The organism is Thiothrix nivea DSM 5205, assembly GCF_000260135.1.
GTDB classification, from domain to species: domain Bacteria; phylum Pseudomonadota; class Gammaproteobacteria; order Thiotrichales; family Thiotrichaceae; genus Thiothrix; species Thiothrix nivea.
Map to the genome: position 1 here is coordinate 429,144 of NZ_JH651384.1, position 18,703 is coordinate 447,846.

The 18,703-nt window shown below is 55.6% G+C and carries 13 protein-coding genes and 3 pseudogenes; 10 read left to right on the forward strand and 6 right to left on the reverse strand.

Annotation, left to right across the window (positions count from 1 at the left end):
- Positions 1 to 41: 41 nt before the first annotated feature.
- A complete protein-coding gene (locus THINI_RS23055) occupies positions 42 to 1,637 on the reverse strand; it encodes a hypothetical protein (protein WP_002707058.1) in 1,596 nt (531 codons plus the stop codon).
- A 71-nt stretch (positions 1,638 to 1,708) separates the two neighbouring features.
- Here THINI_RS23055 and THINI_RS02260 point away from each other — a divergent pair, with 71 nt between their 5' ends.
- On the forward strand, positions 1,709 to 2,047 hold the full coding sequence (locus THINI_RS02260; RefSeq protein WP_081485747.1) for an NnrS family protein: 339 nt from the start codon (positions 1,709 to 1,711) through the stop codon (positions 2,045 to 2,047).
- A 152-nt stretch (positions 2,048 to 2,199) separates the two neighbouring features.
- Here the strand turns inward: THINI_RS02260 and THINI_RS23060 are convergent, their stop codons facing one another.
- Both THINI_RS23060 and THINI_RS02270 read right to left on the reverse strand, forming a co-directional pair.
- On the reverse strand, positions 2,200 to 2,790 hold the full coding sequence (locus THINI_RS23060; RefSeq protein ID WP_002707059.1) for an Lcl C-terminal domain-containing protein: 591 nt from the start codon (positions 2,788 to 2,790) through the stop codon (positions 2,200 to 2,202).
- 3 nt (positions 2,791 to 2,793) lie between these two features.
- Positions 2,794 to 3,684: an Lcl C-terminal domain-containing protein gene (locus THINI_RS02270; protein ID WP_002707060.1), complete on the reverse strand. Its 891-nt coding sequence runs from the start codon at positions 3,682 to 3,684 to the stop codon at positions 2,794 to 2,796.
- Between the two features lie 311 nt (positions 3,685 to 3,995).
- Between THINI_RS02270 and THINI_RS02275 the strand changes: the two genes are divergently transcribed.
- The 5 genes from THINI_RS02275 to THINI_RS02295 all read left to right on the forward strand — a co-directional run bounded on the left by THINI_RS02275 (position 3,996) and on the right by THINI_RS02295 (position 11,679).
- Positions 3,996 to 5,198 carry an NnrS family protein gene (locus tag THINI_RS02275; RefSeq protein ID WP_002707061.1) on the forward strand — a complete coding sequence of 401 codons (1,203 nt, stop codon included), beginning with the start codon at positions 3,996 to 3,998 and terminating at the stop codon, positions 5,196 to 5,198.
- A gap of 70 nt (positions 5,199 to 5,268) precedes the next feature.
- Positions 5,269 to 6,450 carry an efflux RND transporter periplasmic adaptor subunit gene (locus THINI_RS02280; RefSeq protein WP_002707062.1) on the forward strand — a complete coding sequence of 394 codons (1,182 nt, stop codon included), beginning with the start codon at positions 5,269 to 5,271 and terminating at the stop codon, positions 6,448 to 6,450.
- 3 nt (positions 6,451 to 6,453) lie between these two features.
- Complete coding sequence (locus THINI_RS02285) at positions 6,454 to 9,612, forward strand: efflux RND transporter permease subunit (protein ID WP_002707063.1); 3,159 nt, start codon at positions 6,454 to 6,456, stop codon at positions 9,610 to 9,612.
- A 99-nt stretch (positions 9,613 to 9,711) separates the two neighbouring features.
- Complete coding sequence (locus THINI_RS02290; protein ID WP_169314579.1) at positions 9,712 to 10,287, forward strand: tyrosine-protein phosphatase; 576 nt, start codon at positions 9,712 to 9,714, stop codon at positions 10,285 to 10,287.
- Between the two features lie 12 nt (positions 10,288 to 10,299).
- A complete protein-coding gene (locus THINI_RS02295; RefSeq protein WP_002707065.1) occupies positions 10,300 to 11,679 on the forward strand; it encodes an L-serine ammonia-lyase in 1,380 nt (459 codons plus the stop codon).
- A gap of 209 nt (positions 11,680 to 11,888) precedes the next feature.
- On the opposite strand, the gene THINI_RS02300 is transcribed toward THINI_RS02295, so the two are convergent.
- Together THINI_RS02300 and THINI_RS02305 are read right to left on the reverse strand one after the other, a co-directional pair.
- Positions 11,889 to 14,471 (reverse strand): COR domain-containing protein, encoded by a 2,583-nt coding sequence (locus THINI_RS02300; RefSeq protein ID WP_040839004.1) that lies wholly within the window; start codon positions 14,469 to 14,471, stop codon positions 11,889 to 11,891.
- 156 nt (positions 14,472 to 14,627) lie between these two features.
- Positions 14,628 to 14,831, reverse strand: a complete 204-nt coding sequence (locus THINI_RS02305) for a hypothetical protein (protein WP_154724326.1) — start codon at positions 14,829 to 14,831, stop codon at positions 14,628 to 14,630.
- A gap of 134 nt (positions 14,832 to 14,965) precedes the next feature.
- Between THINI_RS02305 and tnpA the strand changes: the two genes are divergently transcribed.
- The 3 genes and pseudogenes from tnpA (at position 14,966) to tnpC (ending at position 17,341) form a co-directional block, all read left to right on the forward strand.
- On the forward strand, positions 14,966 to 15,313 hold the full coding sequence (gene tnpA / locus THINI_RS25560; RefSeq protein WP_002706643.1) for an IS66 family insertion sequence element accessory protein TnpA: 348 nt from the start codon (positions 14,966 to 14,968) through the stop codon (positions 15,311 to 15,313).
- A complete protein-coding gene (gene tnpB / locus THINI_RS02315; protein WP_002707068.1) occupies positions 15,313 to 15,714 on the forward strand; it encodes an IS66 family insertion sequence element accessory protein TnpB in 402 nt (133 codons plus the stop codon). Before tnpA ends, tnpB begins: the two co-directional genes overlap by 1 nt.
- Before the next feature lie 3 nt (positions 15,715 to 15,717).
- A pseudogene (gene tnpC / locus THINI_RS02320) lies at positions 15,718 to 17,341 on the forward strand (IS66 family transposase).
- A gap of 6 nt (positions 17,342 to 17,347) precedes the next feature.
- Here tnpC and THINI_RS02325 read toward each other — a convergent pair.
- A pseudogene (locus THINI_RS02325) lies at positions 17,348 to 17,617 on the reverse strand (toxin-antitoxin system TumE family protein); the annotation flags it as partial.
- A 132-nt stretch (positions 17,618 to 17,749) separates the two neighbouring features.
- On the opposite strand from THINI_RS02325, the pseudogene THINI_RS27135 reads away from it, so the two are divergent.
- Positions 17,750 to 18,686, forward strand: a pseudogene (locus THINI_RS27135) (IS1595 family transposase).
- The last annotated feature ends 17 nt before the right edge of the window (positions 18,687 to 18,703 follow it).

An 18,703-nucleotide genomic window follows, 5' to 3' on the forward strand; every position in this document is an offset into this window, starting at 1 on the left:
AATCTCCTTTATATGCGATATTTTTATACTTACTCGGCAATTCATCCATTCGCCAACCCAATCATCCGCTCCACAACCGCCGCCAACGGCACGCCTTCCCCCGCCGCCCTGACTGCCGCCGCCCGCCAGCTTTCCGGCATCACCTGCCCCTCACCCCATTCCCCGCTCGCCATACCTTCATAGCGGCTGGCAGCCCGCGCCCCCGCTGGCGGCGTCCACAGAAAATCCGGGTGTTCCCGCGTATACCATTCCCCACCAATAATCCTGCCAGCCACATCCAGTTCCAGGTCGTAGTAATAATCAACGTCCGCCAACTGCCATGCACGCCGCATATCGGCGATTTCCTCCGGGCTTTCGACGTACTGAATTTCCACGGTTTCCGGCTCATTTACTTCCGCCGGCTCAATCGCATACGTCACGCGCATGATGACGCCGACAACAGATACCGCCTCAGCACTACGGAATTTATGGAAAATATCGCTGGTGAAATCCGCCATGCTGACTGTCGCATCAGCCAACACATCGGTTTGTTGCAAGGTATGCGGATTAAAGTAGGTATAACGGTAGGCCTGGAGCGGCTGGTTCCAGACTTCATTGCTGAAACTGGCATCCATGATCATGCCGCGCTGGGAAACCCCTATCTGGTTAATGACCGCCAAATGCCAGGCTCCCGGATTGGTATCGGCACATTCGCTGGCAATCAAACGCCCACCCAAAGTATGGAATTCATTCGTTGCCTCATCCCATTCCTCCCAGGACAGGGAAACAGGAACCATACCTGGTTGAGGTACGTCTTCCGGCAGTTCCTCACCCTCGCCTCCACCATAACGTTCACGCTGTCTTGCAATATCTTCGGCCACAAAGGGATTGAACAACTGAATCGCCCGTTGGGTATCAGGGTCATATTCATAGGGTGGTTCCAGATTGCAACGCCCACCAATGAAACGCACGCCAGGCGCGGCTTTTGCCCACAACAGGCTGGCCAGCGCCTTGATGTCGGCAGGCTGGAATGTGATTGGCACATTCTCGGGAGAAAGTACCGTCACAGGCTTTTGTGGGCGGGGCAGCATAAAAGAGGCAGGCGACCAGCCATGACAAATTCCGAACCAGGCAGGCACTTCACCAAACCGGTCAAAGGCTTTTTGCCCCTCCCCCCACATGGCTTTGGTCAGGGTGTAATTGCTGTCCCCAATCAAGGCGTCATACTTTTCAGCGGGAGACAATTCCGACACCCAGCCCGCCAACCCTGACCCTACAATAACCTCAGCCGGATGATTGCGGATGTAGGCAAACTGCTTTTCCCAAGTTCCCTGGAAGGATTGATTAAAGTCCAGGTAACGGCAGCCCAACAAGCCAGCTGCCATGAGGGTCGTTACGTAATGCCCCGCCCATGGTTGAACAAGCAACGCCGCCTCGCGCAACCCCGCTTGCTCCATGGCTGACAGGTTGTCATGCGCAAACCGGTCAACCAATTGACGGGGGTCATCATTACGGGCAACCACCGCACGGCTGGAAATCTCGGCTCCACCAACATGCATGATCTGTGTTCTAACTGCGTCCCGCACCCGGAGCAGGTTGTTTTCAGGTACATTATTCAGAAACGGGTTGACTATCTGCTCATGCTTATCCAACGCCATGGCACACTCCTTGTAAATCTCTCTATTCATATGCTAACCTGCGGCCAACCCAGTAAATAGCACCCGTTTGAATACATCCAAATGGGTTCACCAACCGCACCGCATCCAAGAACTGGACGAATATCCAGACCATCCATGGGCGTCCGTTGCTGATTCTGGCATCACTCTGGTTACTGGCGCGACTGCTGCCGTTTACCGGCCTACTGCCGCTGGCGGCGCTGGCTGATACTGCATTCCTGTGCTGGTTGACGTATGAAATCACCCGCTTGGTGATCAAGGCCAAAAAATGGAATCAAAGCGCCATAGGCGGCAAGATTGCCCTGCTGATTCCGGCCAATATCGTGTTCTATACTCACGGCAATTCAAAATTCGGTTTTCTCAAAATTCATAACTCATTGATATTTAAGTGATAGTGAAAAATAAGGAAACCGAAAACTGAATTGCCGATGGTATACCTTGGTCTGCTGGGCTACTGACCAGAGGGTGTAAAAGTTGGCTTGTACGTCGGTTTCTACATTATCCTCGCCCTGATTTTCACCATGGGGCGACGGGTCATTCCCAATCAATTCCTGACCAGCCTCAGCAATAAGGTTTTATCTTTGCCATAACGGGTGTCTTTAAGAACTGAATCCGGTACCGCATAAAAGGTGTAACCCCACGCCTTGCTGGCGTCGTTTGCTGAAGGTGTTGAAGACCAGAAATACCGGGCATGGTCACTCTCAGGCATACCAAAAACCTCGGTATTCATACTGGGCATCGCGCAACGCAATTCCTGGATGGAGCGCAATTCCTGGATGGTCGGCACACGCCAATCATGATGACCCGCAAAGCCCCCCGAATTGTTTACTGTCTGCGCCTGTTGCATTGCCGCCCCCCAAGTAAAAGGCTGCACCCCATCGAAAAAGCCATTACCCCCACAACGGTTGCGGGCTGCATCCCACGTTTGCCCTTCACTGCATACTTTCCACATTAACCCGGTTTTATTATCAGTCACCGTACCGTTGCGGTGGTCAGTAAACTGGCTGGTGGGTGTGCTTGCCGGGAGGCTGTAATCACATGCAGCAAACAAGGTGCTGGGGGCAGCCAACATCCATACACTCAAACTGGTGAGGAAAACCCGGCGCGGATTGATGAAAAATGTTTTGCTATCCATAACTTATCTCCCTTCGCTTACTAAACGGACAGCCTTCCGGCTTTGGCTACTTTTGGGGGTGGCGCCGCTGTAACCATCCATAAAACCGACACCTGCGATGAAATCACGATTGAAGTTTTCCAGATAGTTCAAACCGTCACGTACTGTGGTGCTTGATGTCCACACTGGAGAGGATGACCAATGGAACACGGATGCTGTCGGCCCAAATCGCCCAGTATCAATGGCGGGATCCCGCCTGCCATAGTCAACGATGGATTCCAGTTCGCTCAGGGTTGGCAAACGCCAGTCGTGCCTGCCGCACAAACCCTCTGCATTGACCATGTTGACATAGCCGGGAACAGCGCCCCACAAGTAGGATTTGTCCTTCCAGTGCGGACTGGTTTGATCATCATTCTTGAGTTGCCATAACAGCCCCGTCCGCTCGTCCCGCACACAGCCATCCAATGCGATGACGCCGGGGTCACCGGTGCTCCCGGAAGGGTTGCCTGGCGGTTGCCCCCCGCCACCACCAACCAAATCCGGAGCCTGTCTGATCCAGCAGCCGTCATCAGCCGAGCCACGCCCACCGCCTGATTGGTCACAATGCGCATACGGGTCACGGTGGATCTCGCACTTGTTGTGTACCCACCGCCCTTCCTCTTCCCAACCATTGGGGTTAGAGACATACTCAATGCCTCGGCAGTCTTCGTATAGCCTTTCCTCGCAAGCCTGTTTACAAGCATCAATGCCGATGTCAAAACGGTTCTCAGCATCATCACGTTGCACCCAACCGCCAGCACCATCACTGGTACGCCAACCGCCAATGCCCTGATACTTCATTTCCGCCAGTGCGGCTGGAATGGCACACACCAGGGGAAGCAGTGTGGCGGTCACTAAAAACAACTGCTTGTTCATCTTTTTGCATCTCCATTGCAGGGGTAATATTTGTTTCTGATGCCCTTCATAAAACATTATTATTTTTTATTGATGACTTTTAAAGAACCACCAGCAGATAGTCATTGTACCACCCCGTTTATAGGCACACTTCACCCAACTGGATACATTCAAATGGGTGTAGTCATCCTCGTCATTTTGAAAATACCCCTTATGCACCCGGCCTTAGTCAGTTCAGCCAATACGCCAACACCGCTTGTGTATGGATTTTCTGGCAGTGCAGCGTAAAATCCCCACCTGAATACCGCCCACTTATCAACACGGAAGTGATCATGCTAACCATCGAAAAGCCCTACACTGGCAAATATGCCCTTGACCATCTCGGTTTCCGCCCTTTTTTCCTCGCGGCTGGCCTGTTCGCCATGGTGGCGATGCTGTTATGGCTTGGCATCTACCATTTCGCCTGGCCGTTGCTGCCCGTCAGCTATCCATCCACGCTGTGGCACGCGCATGAAATGGTGTTTGGCTATGCGGTGGCGGTGGGTGCGGGTTTCCTGCTGACAGCCGTCAAGAACTGGACGAATATCCAGACCATCAACGGGCGTCCACTGCTGATCCTGGCTTCACTGTGGTTGCTAGCGCGGCTGCTGCCGTTTACCGGCCTCCTGCCGCTGACTGCACTGGCCGATACCGCATTCCTGTGCTGGCTGACCTATGAAATCGCCCGCCCGGTGATCAAAGCCAAACAATGGAACCAAAGCGCTATCGGCGGCAAAATCGCCCTGCTGATTCCCGCCAATATCGTGTTCTACCTTGGCTTGCTGGGCTACTGGCCGGAAGGTGTGCAAGTGGGTTTATACTCCGGTTTCTACATCATCCTCGCGCTGATCTTCACCATGGGGCGGCGAGTCATCCCGTTTTTCATCGAGCGTGGCGTAGGTTGCCCGTTTGAGGCAAAAAATGACGTGTGGGTAGACCGCTTCAGCCTGGTCCTGTTCCTCGGTTTTGCGGTGGCGGATGTGCTGGCCATCAGCTTCGGCAACACCACTGCGCAATTCATCGCCGCCCTGCTGGCGTTGGCGCAAGTGCCGTTCCACGCCTTCCGCATGGTCGGTTGGTATCACCCCAATATCTGGGAAAAACCGCTACTATGGGTGCTGTTCATGGCCTACGGCTGGCTGGTGGCCGGTTTCCTGTTCAAGTTCCTCGCTACCACCATGGGCGTTTCGCCGTGGATTGGCATCCATGCCTTCTCCGTGGGCGGCATCGGCATGATGACCATTGGCATGATGGCGCGGGTAGCGCTGGGGCATAGCGGGCGCAATGTGTTTGACCCACCGCAAATCTTGATCGTGGTCTTTCTGGTATTGTTCAGCGCTGCTTTTATCCGCGTGTTGAACGTGTGGCTGGTGCCAGAATTTTACGGGGAATGGATTCTAAGCGCACAACTGCTATGGATAACCGCATTCGCGCTGTTTGTGTGGCACTATGCCCCCATGCTGGTGAAACCCCGTGTCGATGGCCGATACGGGTGAGCTTTCACACTGTTTGCACAATCTGACAGTAGAATAAGCCTCGTTTTGGAGGCAAAACGGGTATGTACACATGAAAAAAATCATCATCCCCATCGTGGTGTTGGCCATTGGCATCGGGCTGGGCAAGTTTTTACTGGCAACTGGCCCCGAGCCTGAGAAACAGCGCGTCAACAACCCGTCACCGGTGGTGGAAGTGCAAAACCTCAAGCTGGAAGATTACGCCGTCACCATCAACGCCTCCGGCACGGTGCGGGCGCAGACGCAAACCAATATCGTCGCGGAAGTCTCCGGCAAGGTGCTGGAGATTTCCCCGCAATTTCAGGAAGGCAGCTACTTTGACCGGGGAGCCACCCTGCTGCGGATCGACGACGCCAACTACCAGAACGCCATCACCATCGCCGAAGGCGAACTTGCCCAACGCCAGTTGACCCTGGCCGAGCAACAAGCACAAGCCAAACTCGCCCAGCAGGACTGGAGCCTGTTCGACAAATCCAGCCAGAAGCCGCAAGGCGATTTCGCCGCCCGCCGCCCGCACATCGCCGCCGCACAAGCCAACATCAGCGCCGCCAAAGCCAAGCTGGGGCAGGAAAAGCTCAACCTTACCCGCACCCGTATCAAAGCCCCTTACGCCGGGCGCGTACAGGAAAAACGCGTCGATGTCGGCCAGTACGTCACCCCCGGCACGGTGCTGGGCGTGGTCTACGCCACCGACTACGTGGAAGTGCACCTACCGCTTTCGCTTGCCCAATACGAACTGCTCAATATACCGGAAGCCTTCCGTGGCCAGGAACTGGAATCCGCCAGCCTGCCCAAAGTCACCTTCCGCACCAGCAGCGCTGATAGCAACGTGTGGGAAGGCCGTGTAGTCCGCAGCAGTGCAGCACTCGACGAAAAAAGCCGCCAGATCACCGTCATCGCCCGCATCGACAATCCCTACGAAGCGAAGAGCGGCGCAAGCAAACCGATCCGCATCGGCCAGTACGTGAACGCGCAGATTCAAGGCAAAACCTTCAACAACGTCTACGTCGTACCACCCGCCGCCGTGCGCCAGGGCAAGGAACTGCTGCTGGCTGACAACGGCAAGGTGCGCGTCGTGCCAGTGCAACTGCTGTGGAGTACTGAAACCGAAATGGTGGTGAAAGCCGACGAAGATCTGGCACAACAACGCGCCATCACTACCCCACTGCCACTGGCAACCAACGGTTCCCCGATCGAAATCCTCGGTGAGGGCAAACAAGGCAAGGAGGGTTAAGCCATGCACGGCATGATCGCCTGGTTCGCCCGCAACCCCGTCGCCGCCAACATCCTGATGGTTACTGTCATCGCGCTGGGTCTGTACGCCGTCGCCAAACGCCTTCCGCTGGAAGTGTTCCCCGAATTCGCCCGCGATGTGGTCAATATCACCGTCCCCTACCCCGGCTCCACCCCGTATGAAGTCGAGCAGGGCGTGATCCTGCGGGTGGAGGACGCCATTGCCGACCTGCAAGGCATCGACAAGGTGTACAGCGACGGCGCGGAAGGTTCCGCCCGCATCCGTGCTGAAGTCCGCAAGGGCTTCGATGTCACCAAGGTGATGAATGAAATCAAAACCCGCGTCGATGGCATCAGCACTTTCCCCGACGATGCCGAACGTCCGGTGATCGAACAGCAGACTCGGGTACGTGAAGTCATCAGCGTGATGGTGGCCGTGGATGACAGCACCTCCGAAGCCGAACTGCGCCGCACCACCGAGCAAATCCGCGACGAAATCCTCAACCTGCCCGACATTACCCAGGCCGACCTCGGCGGCGTGCGCCCATGGGAAATCAGCATCAACGTGCCGGAAGCCACCCTGCGTCAGTACGGCCTGACACTGGACACTATCGCGCAAGCCATACGCAATGCGTCGCGTGACATCCCCGGTGGCACGGTCAAGACCGCAGCGGGCGAAATTCTGGTGCGCACCCTCGGGCAGGTATACACCGGCTCCGAGTTTGCCGACATTCCGGTGATTTCCCGCAATGATGGTACACGCATCCGCATTGGCGAGATTGCCACCATCGTGGACGGCTTCAATGAAGAGCCGCTGTACGCCGAGTTTGACGGCAAGAAAGCCTCCTTTGTAAACGTTTCCCGCGTTGGTGATCAGAACGCCATCAAGCTGGCCAATACCATCAAGCAATATATTGAGAAACGTTCCGTTACCTTGCCCGCCAACGTGAACCTGAGTTATTGGCGCGACAGTTCCAAAATCGTCAAGGCGCGTTTGAGCACCCTGACCACCAGCGCCATCCAGGGCAGCATTCTGGTATTCCTGTTGCTGGCGCTGTTCCTGCGGCCTGACCTGGCGCTGTGGGTAAGTGTGGGCATTCCGATCAGTTTCCTCGGTGCGCTGGCGCTGATGCCGGAAATCGGCGTAACCCTCAATATCGTCAGCATGTTCGCCTTCATTCTGGTGCTGGGGATCGTGGTGGATGACGCCATCGTGACCGGCGAAAACGTTTACACGCACCTGAAACGGCACAATGATTCCTACCGTGCGGCAGTGGAAGGCACGCAGGAGGTGTCGATTCCTGTCACCTTCGGGGTGTTGACCACGGTGGCGGCATTTTTCCCGCTGCTGATGCTGGAAGGCGACCGTGGGCCGGTTTTCGCGCAAATCCCCATGATCGTGATCCCGGTGCTGTTGTTTTCGTTGGTGGAGTCGAAACTGATCCTACCCGCCCATTTGCGCCACATGAAACTGCGCACAGCCGAGGCCGACAAGAATCCGCTGACCCATTTCCAGCGCAAGATTTCGCACGGGCTGGAATATTTCGTCGAGCATTATTACCGCCCGGCACTGGAAGTGGCGCTCAACTGGCGCTACCTGACCATCAGTATCTTTATCGTGATCCTGATCATTTCCTTTTCGCTGGTGGGCAGCGGGCGCTATAAATTCACGTTTTTCCCGCGCATCCAGAGCGAACGCGCCACTGCCACCCTGCAAATGAAGGAAGGCACGCCGATCGAAACCACCGAGAAATACGTCGGGCGCATCGCCAAAGCCGCCGAACAGATGCAGGCCAAATACGTGGAACCGGATGGGGAAAGCATCATCGAACACATCCTGGTGATCGTCGGTTCCACCGACTCGCGCCCACGCGACGGTGCAACTGGGCAGGCACATCTGGCCAGCGTTTCCTTTGAGATTACCCCGCCGGAAGAACGCGAGCTGGCTGTCACCAGTTCCGAACTGACCAGCGAATGGCGCAAGCTGATCGGGCCGATTCCGGGCGTGCAGGAACTCAGTTTCCGCGCCGAAATCGGTAACGCGGGCAGCCCCATCGACGTGCAACTGGAAGGCAGCAATTTCGACGACCTCAACGCCGCCGCCGAACAGGTCATGACCAAACTGCGTGAATACGATGGCATTTTCGACATCAAGAACAGCTTCGACGGCGGCAAGCAGGAAGTGCAGCTACGCCTGCGCCCGGAAGCCGAGCAGCTTGGCCTGACCCTGAGCGCCTTGGGGACGCAGGTACGCCATGCCATTTTCGGTGCGGAAGCCCAACGCATCCAGCGTGACCAAAGCGAAGTGAAAGTGATGGTGCGCTACCCCAGAGAGGAACGCTATTCCTTGGCCGACCTGCAAAACCTGCGCATCCGCACCCCTGACGGGGCAGAAATCCCGCTGATCGAAGTGGCGGATGTGGCGCTGAAACAAGGCACTTCCAAGATTTCGCGGGTCAACCGCCAGCGCATCCTCAACGTCACCGCTGACCTGAACAAACAGAAGGTGGATGCCAACAAGGTGGCGGCTGACCTCAAGGAATGGTTGCCGGGAATGCTGGCACAATACCCTGGCGTGAGTTACGACATGGAAGGCGAACGCCGCGAACAGCAACAGTTTTTCAGCAGCCTGATGACCGGTTTCGGCATCGCCTTGCTGGGGATTTATGTGCTGCTGGCAATTCCGTTCAAGTCCTACTCCCAGCCGTTAATGGTGATGAGCATTATCCCGTTTAGTTTCATCGGCGCACTCGGCGGGCATATACTGATGGGGATGGACATCAGCATCAGCAGCGTGATGGGCTTCCTCGCGCTGGTCGGCGTGGTGGTGAATGACTCACTGGTATTGGTGGAATACATCAACCGCAAGGTGCGCGAGGGGATGCCGATGCACGAAGCCATCCGCCTCGGTGGCGGGGCGCGTTTCCGCCCTATCCTGCTGACTTCGCTGACGACGTTTGCCGGGCTGACGCCGCTGATCCTGGAAAAGAGCACGCAGGCTCAATTCCTGATCCCGATGGCGGTGAGCCTCGGTTTCGGCATCATGTTCGCGACGCTGCTGACGCTGTTCCTGATTCCCTCGCTGTATTTGATGGCAGAGGATGTGAAGGCGTTGCCGGGCAGGATTTGGGAAGTAGTGACGCGGAAGAAGGCTGCTGTGTAGACTAGGGGTAACGGGGACATGCAAAAGATGGATAACCGGTGTAAAAAGGGTGATGAAAAGGGCGTATGCAATACACCCCTACGAAGATCCCTTGCAGGGGTGTATTGCATACGCCCTCTTCTACTATCCCTGCTGCTATTACCGGGGCTGGTATTCGCCGTACCGTCCGAGCGCCCTGCCGAATGGGCAAAGCCGGTGGCCAACAGCAAGCTGGACAACTTTTATCAGGTAAGCCCGTTGCTATACCGCTCCGCCCAGCCGCTTCCGGAAGATTTCCGCGAACTGCAACAACGTGGTATCAGCGAAGTACTGGATTTGCGCCTGTACCACCGCGACACGCCTGTGCCTGATTCAACACTGGAATTACAGCAAGCTCCGCTGTCACCGGGCAATATCAACCCCCGGTATCTGACCAAAGCCTTGCAGGTTATCGCCAACGCCAAAGGGCCGGTACTGGTGCATTGCCTGCACGGCTCCGACCGTACCGGGCTGGTGGTCGCCCTGTATCGCGTCGTCTGCCAAGGCTGGAGCAAACAGCAGGCAATCGAGGAAATGCAGGATGGTGGGTATGGTTTCCACCTCTTTTTTAGCAATATCCCGGCATTTATCGAAGAGGTCGATGAGGAAAAGCTGCGCAGGGATGTGCGTGGGAAAGCATGTCCGGCAATACAATAAGGAAAACACAGCGTGTTCATCAGCGTACTGGAATTGTTCAAAATCGGCATCGGCCCGTCGAGTTCCCATACCCTCGGCCCAATGGTCGCCGCCCACAGCTTTATTCAGCGCATTCGCTCACTGGGCATGGAGACTGGCCGATTCAGCCATGCCCACCTGCGCTGCACCCTGAAAGGCTCCCTCGCGTTTACCGGCAAGGGGCACGCTACTGATCGTGCCATTACCCTGGGCGTGCATGGCTACCTTCCCGCCAATCTCCCTGAAAACGACCTGGATGCACTGGCCAAACAACTCTGGGCAAGCAATTATGTGCGACTGGATGAACAACTCACCATAACATTCAATCCAAGCAGCGATATTGTGTTCGACTACGGCGAACCTTTACCCGAACACCCTAACGGCATGATCTTCGAGCTACTTGACGCCGACCAGCAACCCATCCTTGCGGAAACCTGCTTTTCCATCGGTGGCGGTTTCATTAGCAGCCGCGAAGAAATTACCCAGCTACAAGCCCCGCTTAAAAGCACGCCGCTGGCTTCCTGCCAATACCCGTTCGACTCCGCCAGCGCGATGTTGCAGATGGCGCAGGCAAGCAGCTTGTCCATCGCACAAATGAAACGCTGCAACGAACTGGGGCGCATGACCGAAACCTGCCTCGACGCAGGTCTGGATAACATCTGGCAAGCCATGCGTACCTGCATTGAAAAGGGTTTGCATACGGAAGGCGTGTTGCCCGGCGGCCTAAACATCCCGCGCCGCGCCAAACACCTTTATCAGGACATTCGGCGCAATCCAGCCAGCGCCACCATCAATGACTGGTTATGCGCCTACGCCATGGCCGTCAACGAAGAAAATGCTGCCGGTAACCAGGTCGTAACCGCCCCAACCAATGGTGCTGCCGGTGTCATACCCGCCGTCCTGTACTATTTCCTTACCCATGAAAACGGTACGCCCGCGCAAGTACACAACTACCTGCTGACCGCCAGTGCCATTGGCGGCCTGATCAAGCACCGCAGCTCTATCTCTGGCGCGGAAGTCGGCTGTCAGGGCGAAGTCGGTTCCGCCGCCGCCATGGCCGCCGCCGGTCTGTGCGCGATCCGTGGCGGCACGCCCGAACAGGTGGAAAATGCCGCCGAAATTGCCCTCGAACATCACCTCGGCATGACCTGCGACCCGGTGAAAGGGCTGGTGCAAGTTCCCTGCATCGAGCGCAACGGATTTGGAGCCATCAAAGCTTATACAGCCGCATCCCTCGCCCTGCGTGGTACAGGCGTACACTTTATGCCGCTGGACAGCTGCATCGCCGCCATGAAACAAACCGGCCTGGAAATGTCCCACAAATACAAGGAAACCTCACTGGGTGGGCTGGCGGTTAGCATCACCGAATGCTGACCGCCAGCAACGTTTGATTATTTTTCAATCAATCTGATAAACTTCCTCTGCTGGTAAGCACTTATCAGCGCTATCCTCACTTTATCCACAGGCTTGTGCACGCACTGTGGGGATAACCCATCTTTTTATTCCCGGGCAACAACCACAGAGAAGGCTCACATTGTTACCCACACCCATCACCAGCCCTCTTCTCCAAAACAAAAGTTGGTTCACAATAGCGCCACCGCTGTAGTAATCGCCCCCACAATCCCCGCCTGATGCTCCATGGCAAATTTGGCAATATCGGTGGTGGTTTTGGTAACACCCAGCACGTCTTTCAGCCCATTCCAGACACTGCCCAACAACTTGCGGGATTCTGGTTTGCCGCCTTTATCTTCCAGCGCCTCTTTGACCTGACCAACAGCAATGATTTCTTTTGCTGGTAGACTGCCCGCCTGCTTGAGCAACTCATCAACAATCACCGCAATCTGCTGGCGCTGGTCGGTAGTAATTGTATTTTCAGATTTATCCAGAAACTGATTCATCTCCACATCATGACTATGCGTCACGTACTGACCATCACCTTCGTTGTGCGTTGAATCGTAGTAGTTGGTTACTTTACCTGCTGCCATAGCCTTAATCTCCTCAACCAATTGTGGACGATTGTTTATTTGCCCCAATACACCAACCAGCCGTTCGGCGGAATGCACGGAAAATACCTGCTGATCCAGCACCACGGAGGGCACAATCTGCTCCTCGCGGATGCCCTTGCCTTCCAGCAGCACGGCCTTCAGGTTGACCAGCACGGTGTTGAGCAATCCGGCGAAATCCTGCCAGTCTCCGGCCAGCGCCAGTTCCACCACGCTTTTGCGCGTCAGGTAATGGACGACCGCGCGGCTGTGGTTTTTGCGCAGGATGAAGCCTTGCCGCCAGATGTCAGCCGTACTGCTGATGCCACCCGGCACAAACAGGCGATGCACCAGCGCGGCATGGAAACCCAGCGGCAGATAAGGCAGGTCGAAACGGATCGCCAACCCCTGCGCCTTGTCCCCGAGCAGTTCGCTGGCCTCCGGCAATTCATCGGCGGGGGCTGCGTCCGGGAAGAAATAACCGTCATCGCTGGTCAGTTTGCGGCACAGTGAGCGCATCTGTAAAAACTCGACCAGATGGGTCATGTGCTGGGTTGCGATTTGCCCCTTGAATTCGCGTTGCAGGGTTTTCAGTTTCAACACGCCCTTGGCTTCACGCAGCAGGGGTGAATACAGCACGGCGTAGGCGTTATCCACCGCCCAGGCCGGTTTCAGGCAGTAGTGCTGGTCGTCGCTGTCCACCCGCACCAGAAAACCCAGTTGCTCCAGTTTGTTGGGCAGGGTTTCGACAGACTCCGGCCTGCGCGTGACCTGTTCAATGATGTCCTCCAGATCGGCGGATTCGAGGAACACATCGTCCTGATACTGTTGTTGCAGGGCTTCGTTCACATCCAGCGTTTCTTTCAACACCATGCGCTGGCTGTCGAGACAGGCTTTTTCCAACGCCTGCACGAAATCCTTGAAACCAGGCGCATCCGATTCATGGCAGGAAAAATAGAAGAAACTGCCTTCATCCAGCAAATCGGGGAATTCGCGCCGCAATCGTACTTCGTTCTGGCGGGTTTCACATTTTTCATACCAGTTTGTCACCAGCAATGTTGTTACTGCCCGTCCCTTCGTTATCTCTCTGATTTGATAAAGCCATTCATCCGGCGCTTGTTCGTGGCGGCTATCCACCACCAGCACGTACACGCAGTTTTCATGCAGGAAGGCACGATGCAAGCCGTGGAAAATGGTTTGTCCGCCGAAGTCCCATAGGTACAAATCCAATGGCTTATATTCCTGCCGTAAATAGCCGAATATTTTGTACAAATTCAATGACTGATGATTTAGATAATCCACTCCAACTGTCAATTTTTTATCCTGTTCCACCAAAGGTCTACCCTGTAAACGGTCAGCCAAAGAACTTTTCCCGGCTCCACCCGGCCCTAACAATAAGACCCGGACAGCGTGGATGTGCTCTGCTGTCTCACCTTCCAGAATCAAGCGACGCAATATAGCTGGGTCATTTAATTCACCATAAGAAAATGCTTCCAAATAATTTTTTGCATGATTACTTAATGGCTTTGATTCCCACAAATCATTCAAGTCATTTGCTATAAAATCTAAATCCAGATTTCGCAATTGTTGAGTAAAATCAAACCAATGCTGATTGATTTCTGCTAATTTAAATTTATCTGCATCTGACTCCGCACATTCCCATAAGGGTTGGCTATACCACCACTTTGGTGTCAAAGCATTTATCTGGCTTATTAACTTATAATCAACAGCAGCGCTATATTTGTTGGCTGAGCAGGCATCAGTGACAGAAGTAACAGCAATGGCGGATGCATCATGAACGGCACGTTCAACGGCAGTAGCGCTAACAACAACTTCCGTATAAGTGTAAACAGAAGCAGCCTTACCAGCGACTCCAGCAGCGCAGGTGGCGGCAGAAACTGCACTAACAGCGTGTGTGTCGGCTCCAAGAGTCGCAGCATGAGCTGAAGCTCTGAGGGCTGCGTTCTGTTTTGGGACTTTCATCCACTGTCCCAAAATCAAAGATATATGGCAAATTGCAATTAAATTCTCAACAGATTTATCTCCCCAAATATGTTTAACAGACAAATGTCCCAAAGTGGGCAATGCACGCAAAGCATTTCGCCATGCATACCACACCAACGCATCTATCCCTTTTTCACGATAAAGCTTTTCAAGGTCTTCTTTGGTGGGAAGTTCTGCCATAGCCGCCAGATTTGTGGTGGGGATGGTTTACATTTTGGCACAGGCAGGCTGGAAATTCAGCGGATTATTAATACCCACAAAACTCGGCAGACTTCATCACTTGCACACCTTGAATGTGCTGATCAGGATGCTGGTGTTGATAGCAGATATTTCCCCTCAGCCATTCAGGATGTCATCCAGTATTTCGGGAGTCAGGCCGTTACGCTGCGCTTCTTCGCCCATTTCCTGCAAACCCTGGATAACGCTTTCGGCAGACGGCGCAGGAGCTTGGCGTTTCTTTTCCAGCATGGCGTATATGGCCAACAGGCGGCGTTTCCTTTCAGCATCCAGCGGCAATGAAGCATTGGGTGTGTTCATCACGATATTTCTCACATTGAGTGGTCAGTTCTCAGTACGCTGATACTCCGTAAGCGCTTCTAAATCCCCCTCCTTTCAGCGCCCCACGTAATCCCGGACACTCAGCCCATCAGCAACAGATTGCATGGGAGAACACGATGAATCCAGGTCAAGATGGGCGTCTGGCGTACTGGCAAGCCCAGCTCCAACGCTTCCAGTCCTCCGGCCTTTCCGGAGTCCAGTATTGTGAACAGGAACAGTTGAGTTACCACGGCTTTGTCTACTGGCGGCGCAAATTATGCGGTACGGCGGGCAAGCCGCCCGGGGATGGCAAACGCCCGGTATTGCCAGAGCCTTCCGGTTTCGTGACTGTCCGCCCGGCGCAGCCGGGGACAGACGCCCGGACGGGCGATGGCCTGGAGCTGTCCCTGCCGAATGGCCTGGTGATCAGGAATATCCACCCCGGCAATGTGGCCTTGCTGCGCCGGTTGCTGGGGCAGTTGTAATGGCCCGTTATTTCCGCCCCGCCGGGGAGATGCCGGACATTTACCTTTACCGCCCGCCCATTGATTTCCGCAAGGCCGCCCAGGGGCTGGCGGCGATCGTGGCGCAGGAATTGGGCCACGACCCGTTTGCCGGGGCGCTGTACGCCTTCACCAACCGCCAGCGCACGAAAATCAAATGCCTGTATTGGGAAGACAATGGCTTTGTGCTGTATTACAAAGCCCTGGCGGAAGAGAAGTTCCATTGGCCGCAAACGGGGGATGGCGGGGTGATGGCGCTGACGGCCCAGCAGATCAACTGGCTGCTGGACGGTTATGACATCAGCCTGCTCAAAGGGCATAAAAAAGTTGTGCTACGGGGCGCTGTTTTAGCGACTTATCCTGATGATTTTGTTATCATTTAACCCATGGATTTAGCACCGCCGCCAGCCCCCAAAACCACATCCCATAGCGACCTGGACGCTGCCCGCCTGCGCCAGTTGCTGGCGCAGCAAGAGGCGGAATTTGCCGCCGTCCTGAAACAGCGTGACCACCATATCCAGCTCCTGGAAGAAATGCTGCGCCTGGCCAAAATACAGCGGTTTAGCGCCCAGTCTGAAAAGCTCCCCTTCCAGATTGACCTGTTTGATGAAGCCGAGTTGGCAACCGCGCTGGAGGACATCGCCGGACGACTGCCGGAGGCGGAACCCGCCAGGCCCCGCCCCAGCCAACGCCAGCGCGGCTTCCCGCCCGGGCTGAAGCGCCAACGGGTGGAGCTGTTGTTGGGTGATGCGGAAAAAGCCGGGGCGACCCGCACGTTTTTCACCAAGGTCAAGGAAGAGCTGGACTACATCCCGGCGCAACTGGTGGTGCTGGAATACTGGCAGGAAAAAGCCGTGTTTGCCGCCGGGGCCAGCCAGGATCCCGCCCCGGCAACGGCAGATGGCGGGCCAACGCTGGTCGCCGCCGCCCGTCCGCCCCATCCGTTGGGCAAATGCCATGCCAGCCTCAACCTGCTGACGCAGGTCATCATCGCCAAATACGCCGATGGCCTGCCCCTGTACCGCCTGGAGGGCATTTCAAACGCCACGGCGCGGAACTCAGCCGCAGCAGCATGGCCCACTGGATCATCCGTCTGGAGGACAGCTTCAAACCCTGCTCAACCTGCTGCGCGAAACCCAGAACAGCGGCGCTTACCTGCAAGGCGATGAAACCCGCATCCAGGTGCTGAAGGAGGACGGCAAAACCGCCCAGGCCGACAAATGGATGTGGGTGGTGCGGGGCGGCCCGCCGAACCAGGTGGCGGTCTTGTTTGAATACGACCCCAGCCGGGCGGGGAGCGTCCCCGAACGCCTACTGATGGACTTCCACGGCATTTTCCAGGCCGACGGCTATTCCGGTTACGCCGCCGTGTGCCGCAACAACGCCATCACCCGCATTGGCTGCTGGGACCATGCCCGCCGCAAGTTCGTGGAGGCCGTCAAGGCGGCGGGCGGCAAACAGGCCCGTGGCAAACCCACCCTGGCGGATATTGCCCTGGGCATGATCCGCAGGCTCTACCGCATCGAGGACAACATCAAGGGCCTGGACACGGCGGAGAAATACCGCCTGCGCCAGCAGTTGAGCGTGCCCCTGCTCAACGAACTGAAAACCTGGCTGGAAACGCAGGTCGGCAAGGTGATGAAAGGCGGCCTCACCCGCAAGGCGATGGAATACTGCCTCAACCAGTGGGAATACCTGAGTGGCTACTGCCAACGCGGCGACCTGCATATCAGCAATGTGCTGGCGGAGAACGCCATCCGCCCCTTTGCCGTGGGCCGCAAAGCCTGGCTGTTTGCCGACACCCCGCATGGCGCGCGCGCCAGCGCCGCCTGTTATTCCCTGATTGAAACCGCCAAGGCCAACGGCCTCGAACCGTATGCCTATATCCGCTATCTGCTGGAGCATATCGCCCAGGCCGACACCCTGGAAAAATGGGAGGCCCTCCTGCCATGGAATGTGCCGCTGGAGAAATGTGCGAAAAAAGTCCCTTTTTTTGACAAGGGCAAGTAGGGCGATTTAACGGCGCTTACGATACTCCGCAATTTCCAGCAGCACATCTTCGAGTGAGGGTTCACAGCTATCACGAATCACATCCCGGTCGTGTTTGTGGTGGGGAAATGTCGCAATCTGCCGGTGATGAGGGGCATTGTCATAACGGAAAATCATGTTCTGCCCGGCATCCATGTATTGATACCGATATTTGACCTTACCCGCGTGATCGGTATTTTTGACTTCGGCAAAATCAAGCCGATCACCACCCTCAAACATGATAGAGCCAGCGATGTAACCTTGTTTATCGTTTGTTTATCGTTATAAAGGGTGGCTCAATATGCGTTTCAGGGTCTTGTTTTCCCCGGCATTGCAAACGTGATGGATAGCGGTAAAGTTAGTCATTTCCGATAGCCAAGGAGAGGCTTTATGACCTCGCTCATCAGTATTTCCAGCCTGACCAGTGATGCCGCCTGTTTCGAGCAAGTCCGTTCCGTGCGTTGGCCTAATGGGGTGATTTGTCCGCACTGCGGTTCACAGGACACTATCCGTCGAGGCAAGGATGACACCCAGCAGGAACGCCAGCGTTACCAGTGTAAGGATTGCCAAAAGCGTTTTGATGACCTGACGGGAACGGTGTTTGAAGGCCACCACCAGCCGCTGAAGGTGTGGGTGTTGTGCCTGTACCTGATGTCGTTGAACCTGTCCAACCAACAAATCGCCCGCGAATTGGGGTTGAACAAGGATGATGTTCAGGCGATGACGGAACAGTTACGGCGTGGTGTCGAGAAAAAAAACGCCAGTAAACCTGTTTGGGAATGTTGAATTTGATGAGGTTTATGTCAAGGCTGGACACAAGGGAAACCCCGAAGCCGTCGCGGATGCTGGGCGTGAAGGTCGCCGCCGCGCCCTGAAAGGTGCGCCGGGGCGTGGGACACTGGAAAAGGACAAACCACCCATTTTCGGCATGATCCAGCGTTCCGGGGAGGTCGTGATCCGTATGCTGGCGAATGTGAAACAGACGACGATCAAGCCGTTGATTGTGGAAACGGTGGCAGCAGGCACGCTGGTCTACACCGATGAGTACAACATTTACAGCCGATTGGAAGAATGGGGCTATGCCCACAAAACCGTCAACCATGGCGCAGGCGAATATGCCCGTGACGAAGATGGTGACGGTTTCCATGAAGTCCACGTCAATACGATGGAAGGTTTTTGGTCACTGTTACGCTCATGGTTACGACCTCATCGGGGGATCTCACAAGAAAAGCTACCGTGTTACCTTGCATTCTTCGAGTCTCTTCACAACATCAGGAAACGGGGGCAAGCTGCCTTACAGTCCTTGCTTTCGCTGCTGTTGGGATAAGACCCTGAAACGCATAT

What these genes read in the sequence shown, in the direction of transcription:
- THINI_RS23055 (WP_002707058.1), bottom strand. Translation starts at nt 1,637, where the DNA reads ATGGCGTTGGATAAGCATGAGCAGATAGTCAACCCGTTTCTGAATAAT.
- THINI_RS23060 (WP_002707059.1), bottom strand. Translation starts at nt 2,790, where the DNA reads ATGGATAGCAAAACATTTTTCATCAATCCGCGCCGGGTTTTCCTCACC.
- THINI_RS02270 (WP_002707060.1), bottom strand. Translation starts at nt 3,684, where the DNA reads ATGAACAAGCAGTTGTTTTTAGTGACCGCCACACTGCTTCCCCTGGTG.
- THINI_RS02275 (WP_002707061.1), top strand. Translation starts at nt 3,996, where the DNA reads ATGCTAACCATCGAAAAGCCCTACACTGGCAAATATGCCCTTGACCAT.
- THINI_RS02280 (WP_002707062.1), top strand. Translation starts at nt 5,269, where the DNA reads ATGAAAAAAATCATCATCCCCATCGTGGTGTTGGCCATTGGCATCGGG.
- THINI_RS02285 (WP_002707063.1), top strand. Translation starts at nt 6,454, where the DNA reads ATGCACGGCATGATCGCCTGGTTCGCCCGCAACCCCGTCGCCGCCAAC.
- THINI_RS02300 (WP_040839004.1), bottom strand. Translation starts at nt 14,471, where the DNA reads ATGGCAGAACTTCCCACCAAAGAAGACCTTGAAAAGCTTTATCGTGAA.
- tnpA (WP_002706643.1), top strand. Translation starts at nt 14,966, where the DNA reads ATGAATCCAGGTCAAGATGGGCGTCTGGCGTACTGGCAAGCCCAGCTC.
- tnpB (WP_002707068.1), top strand. Translation starts at nt 15,313, where the DNA reads ATGGCCCGTTATTTCCGCCCCGCCGGGGAGATGCCGGACATTTACCTT.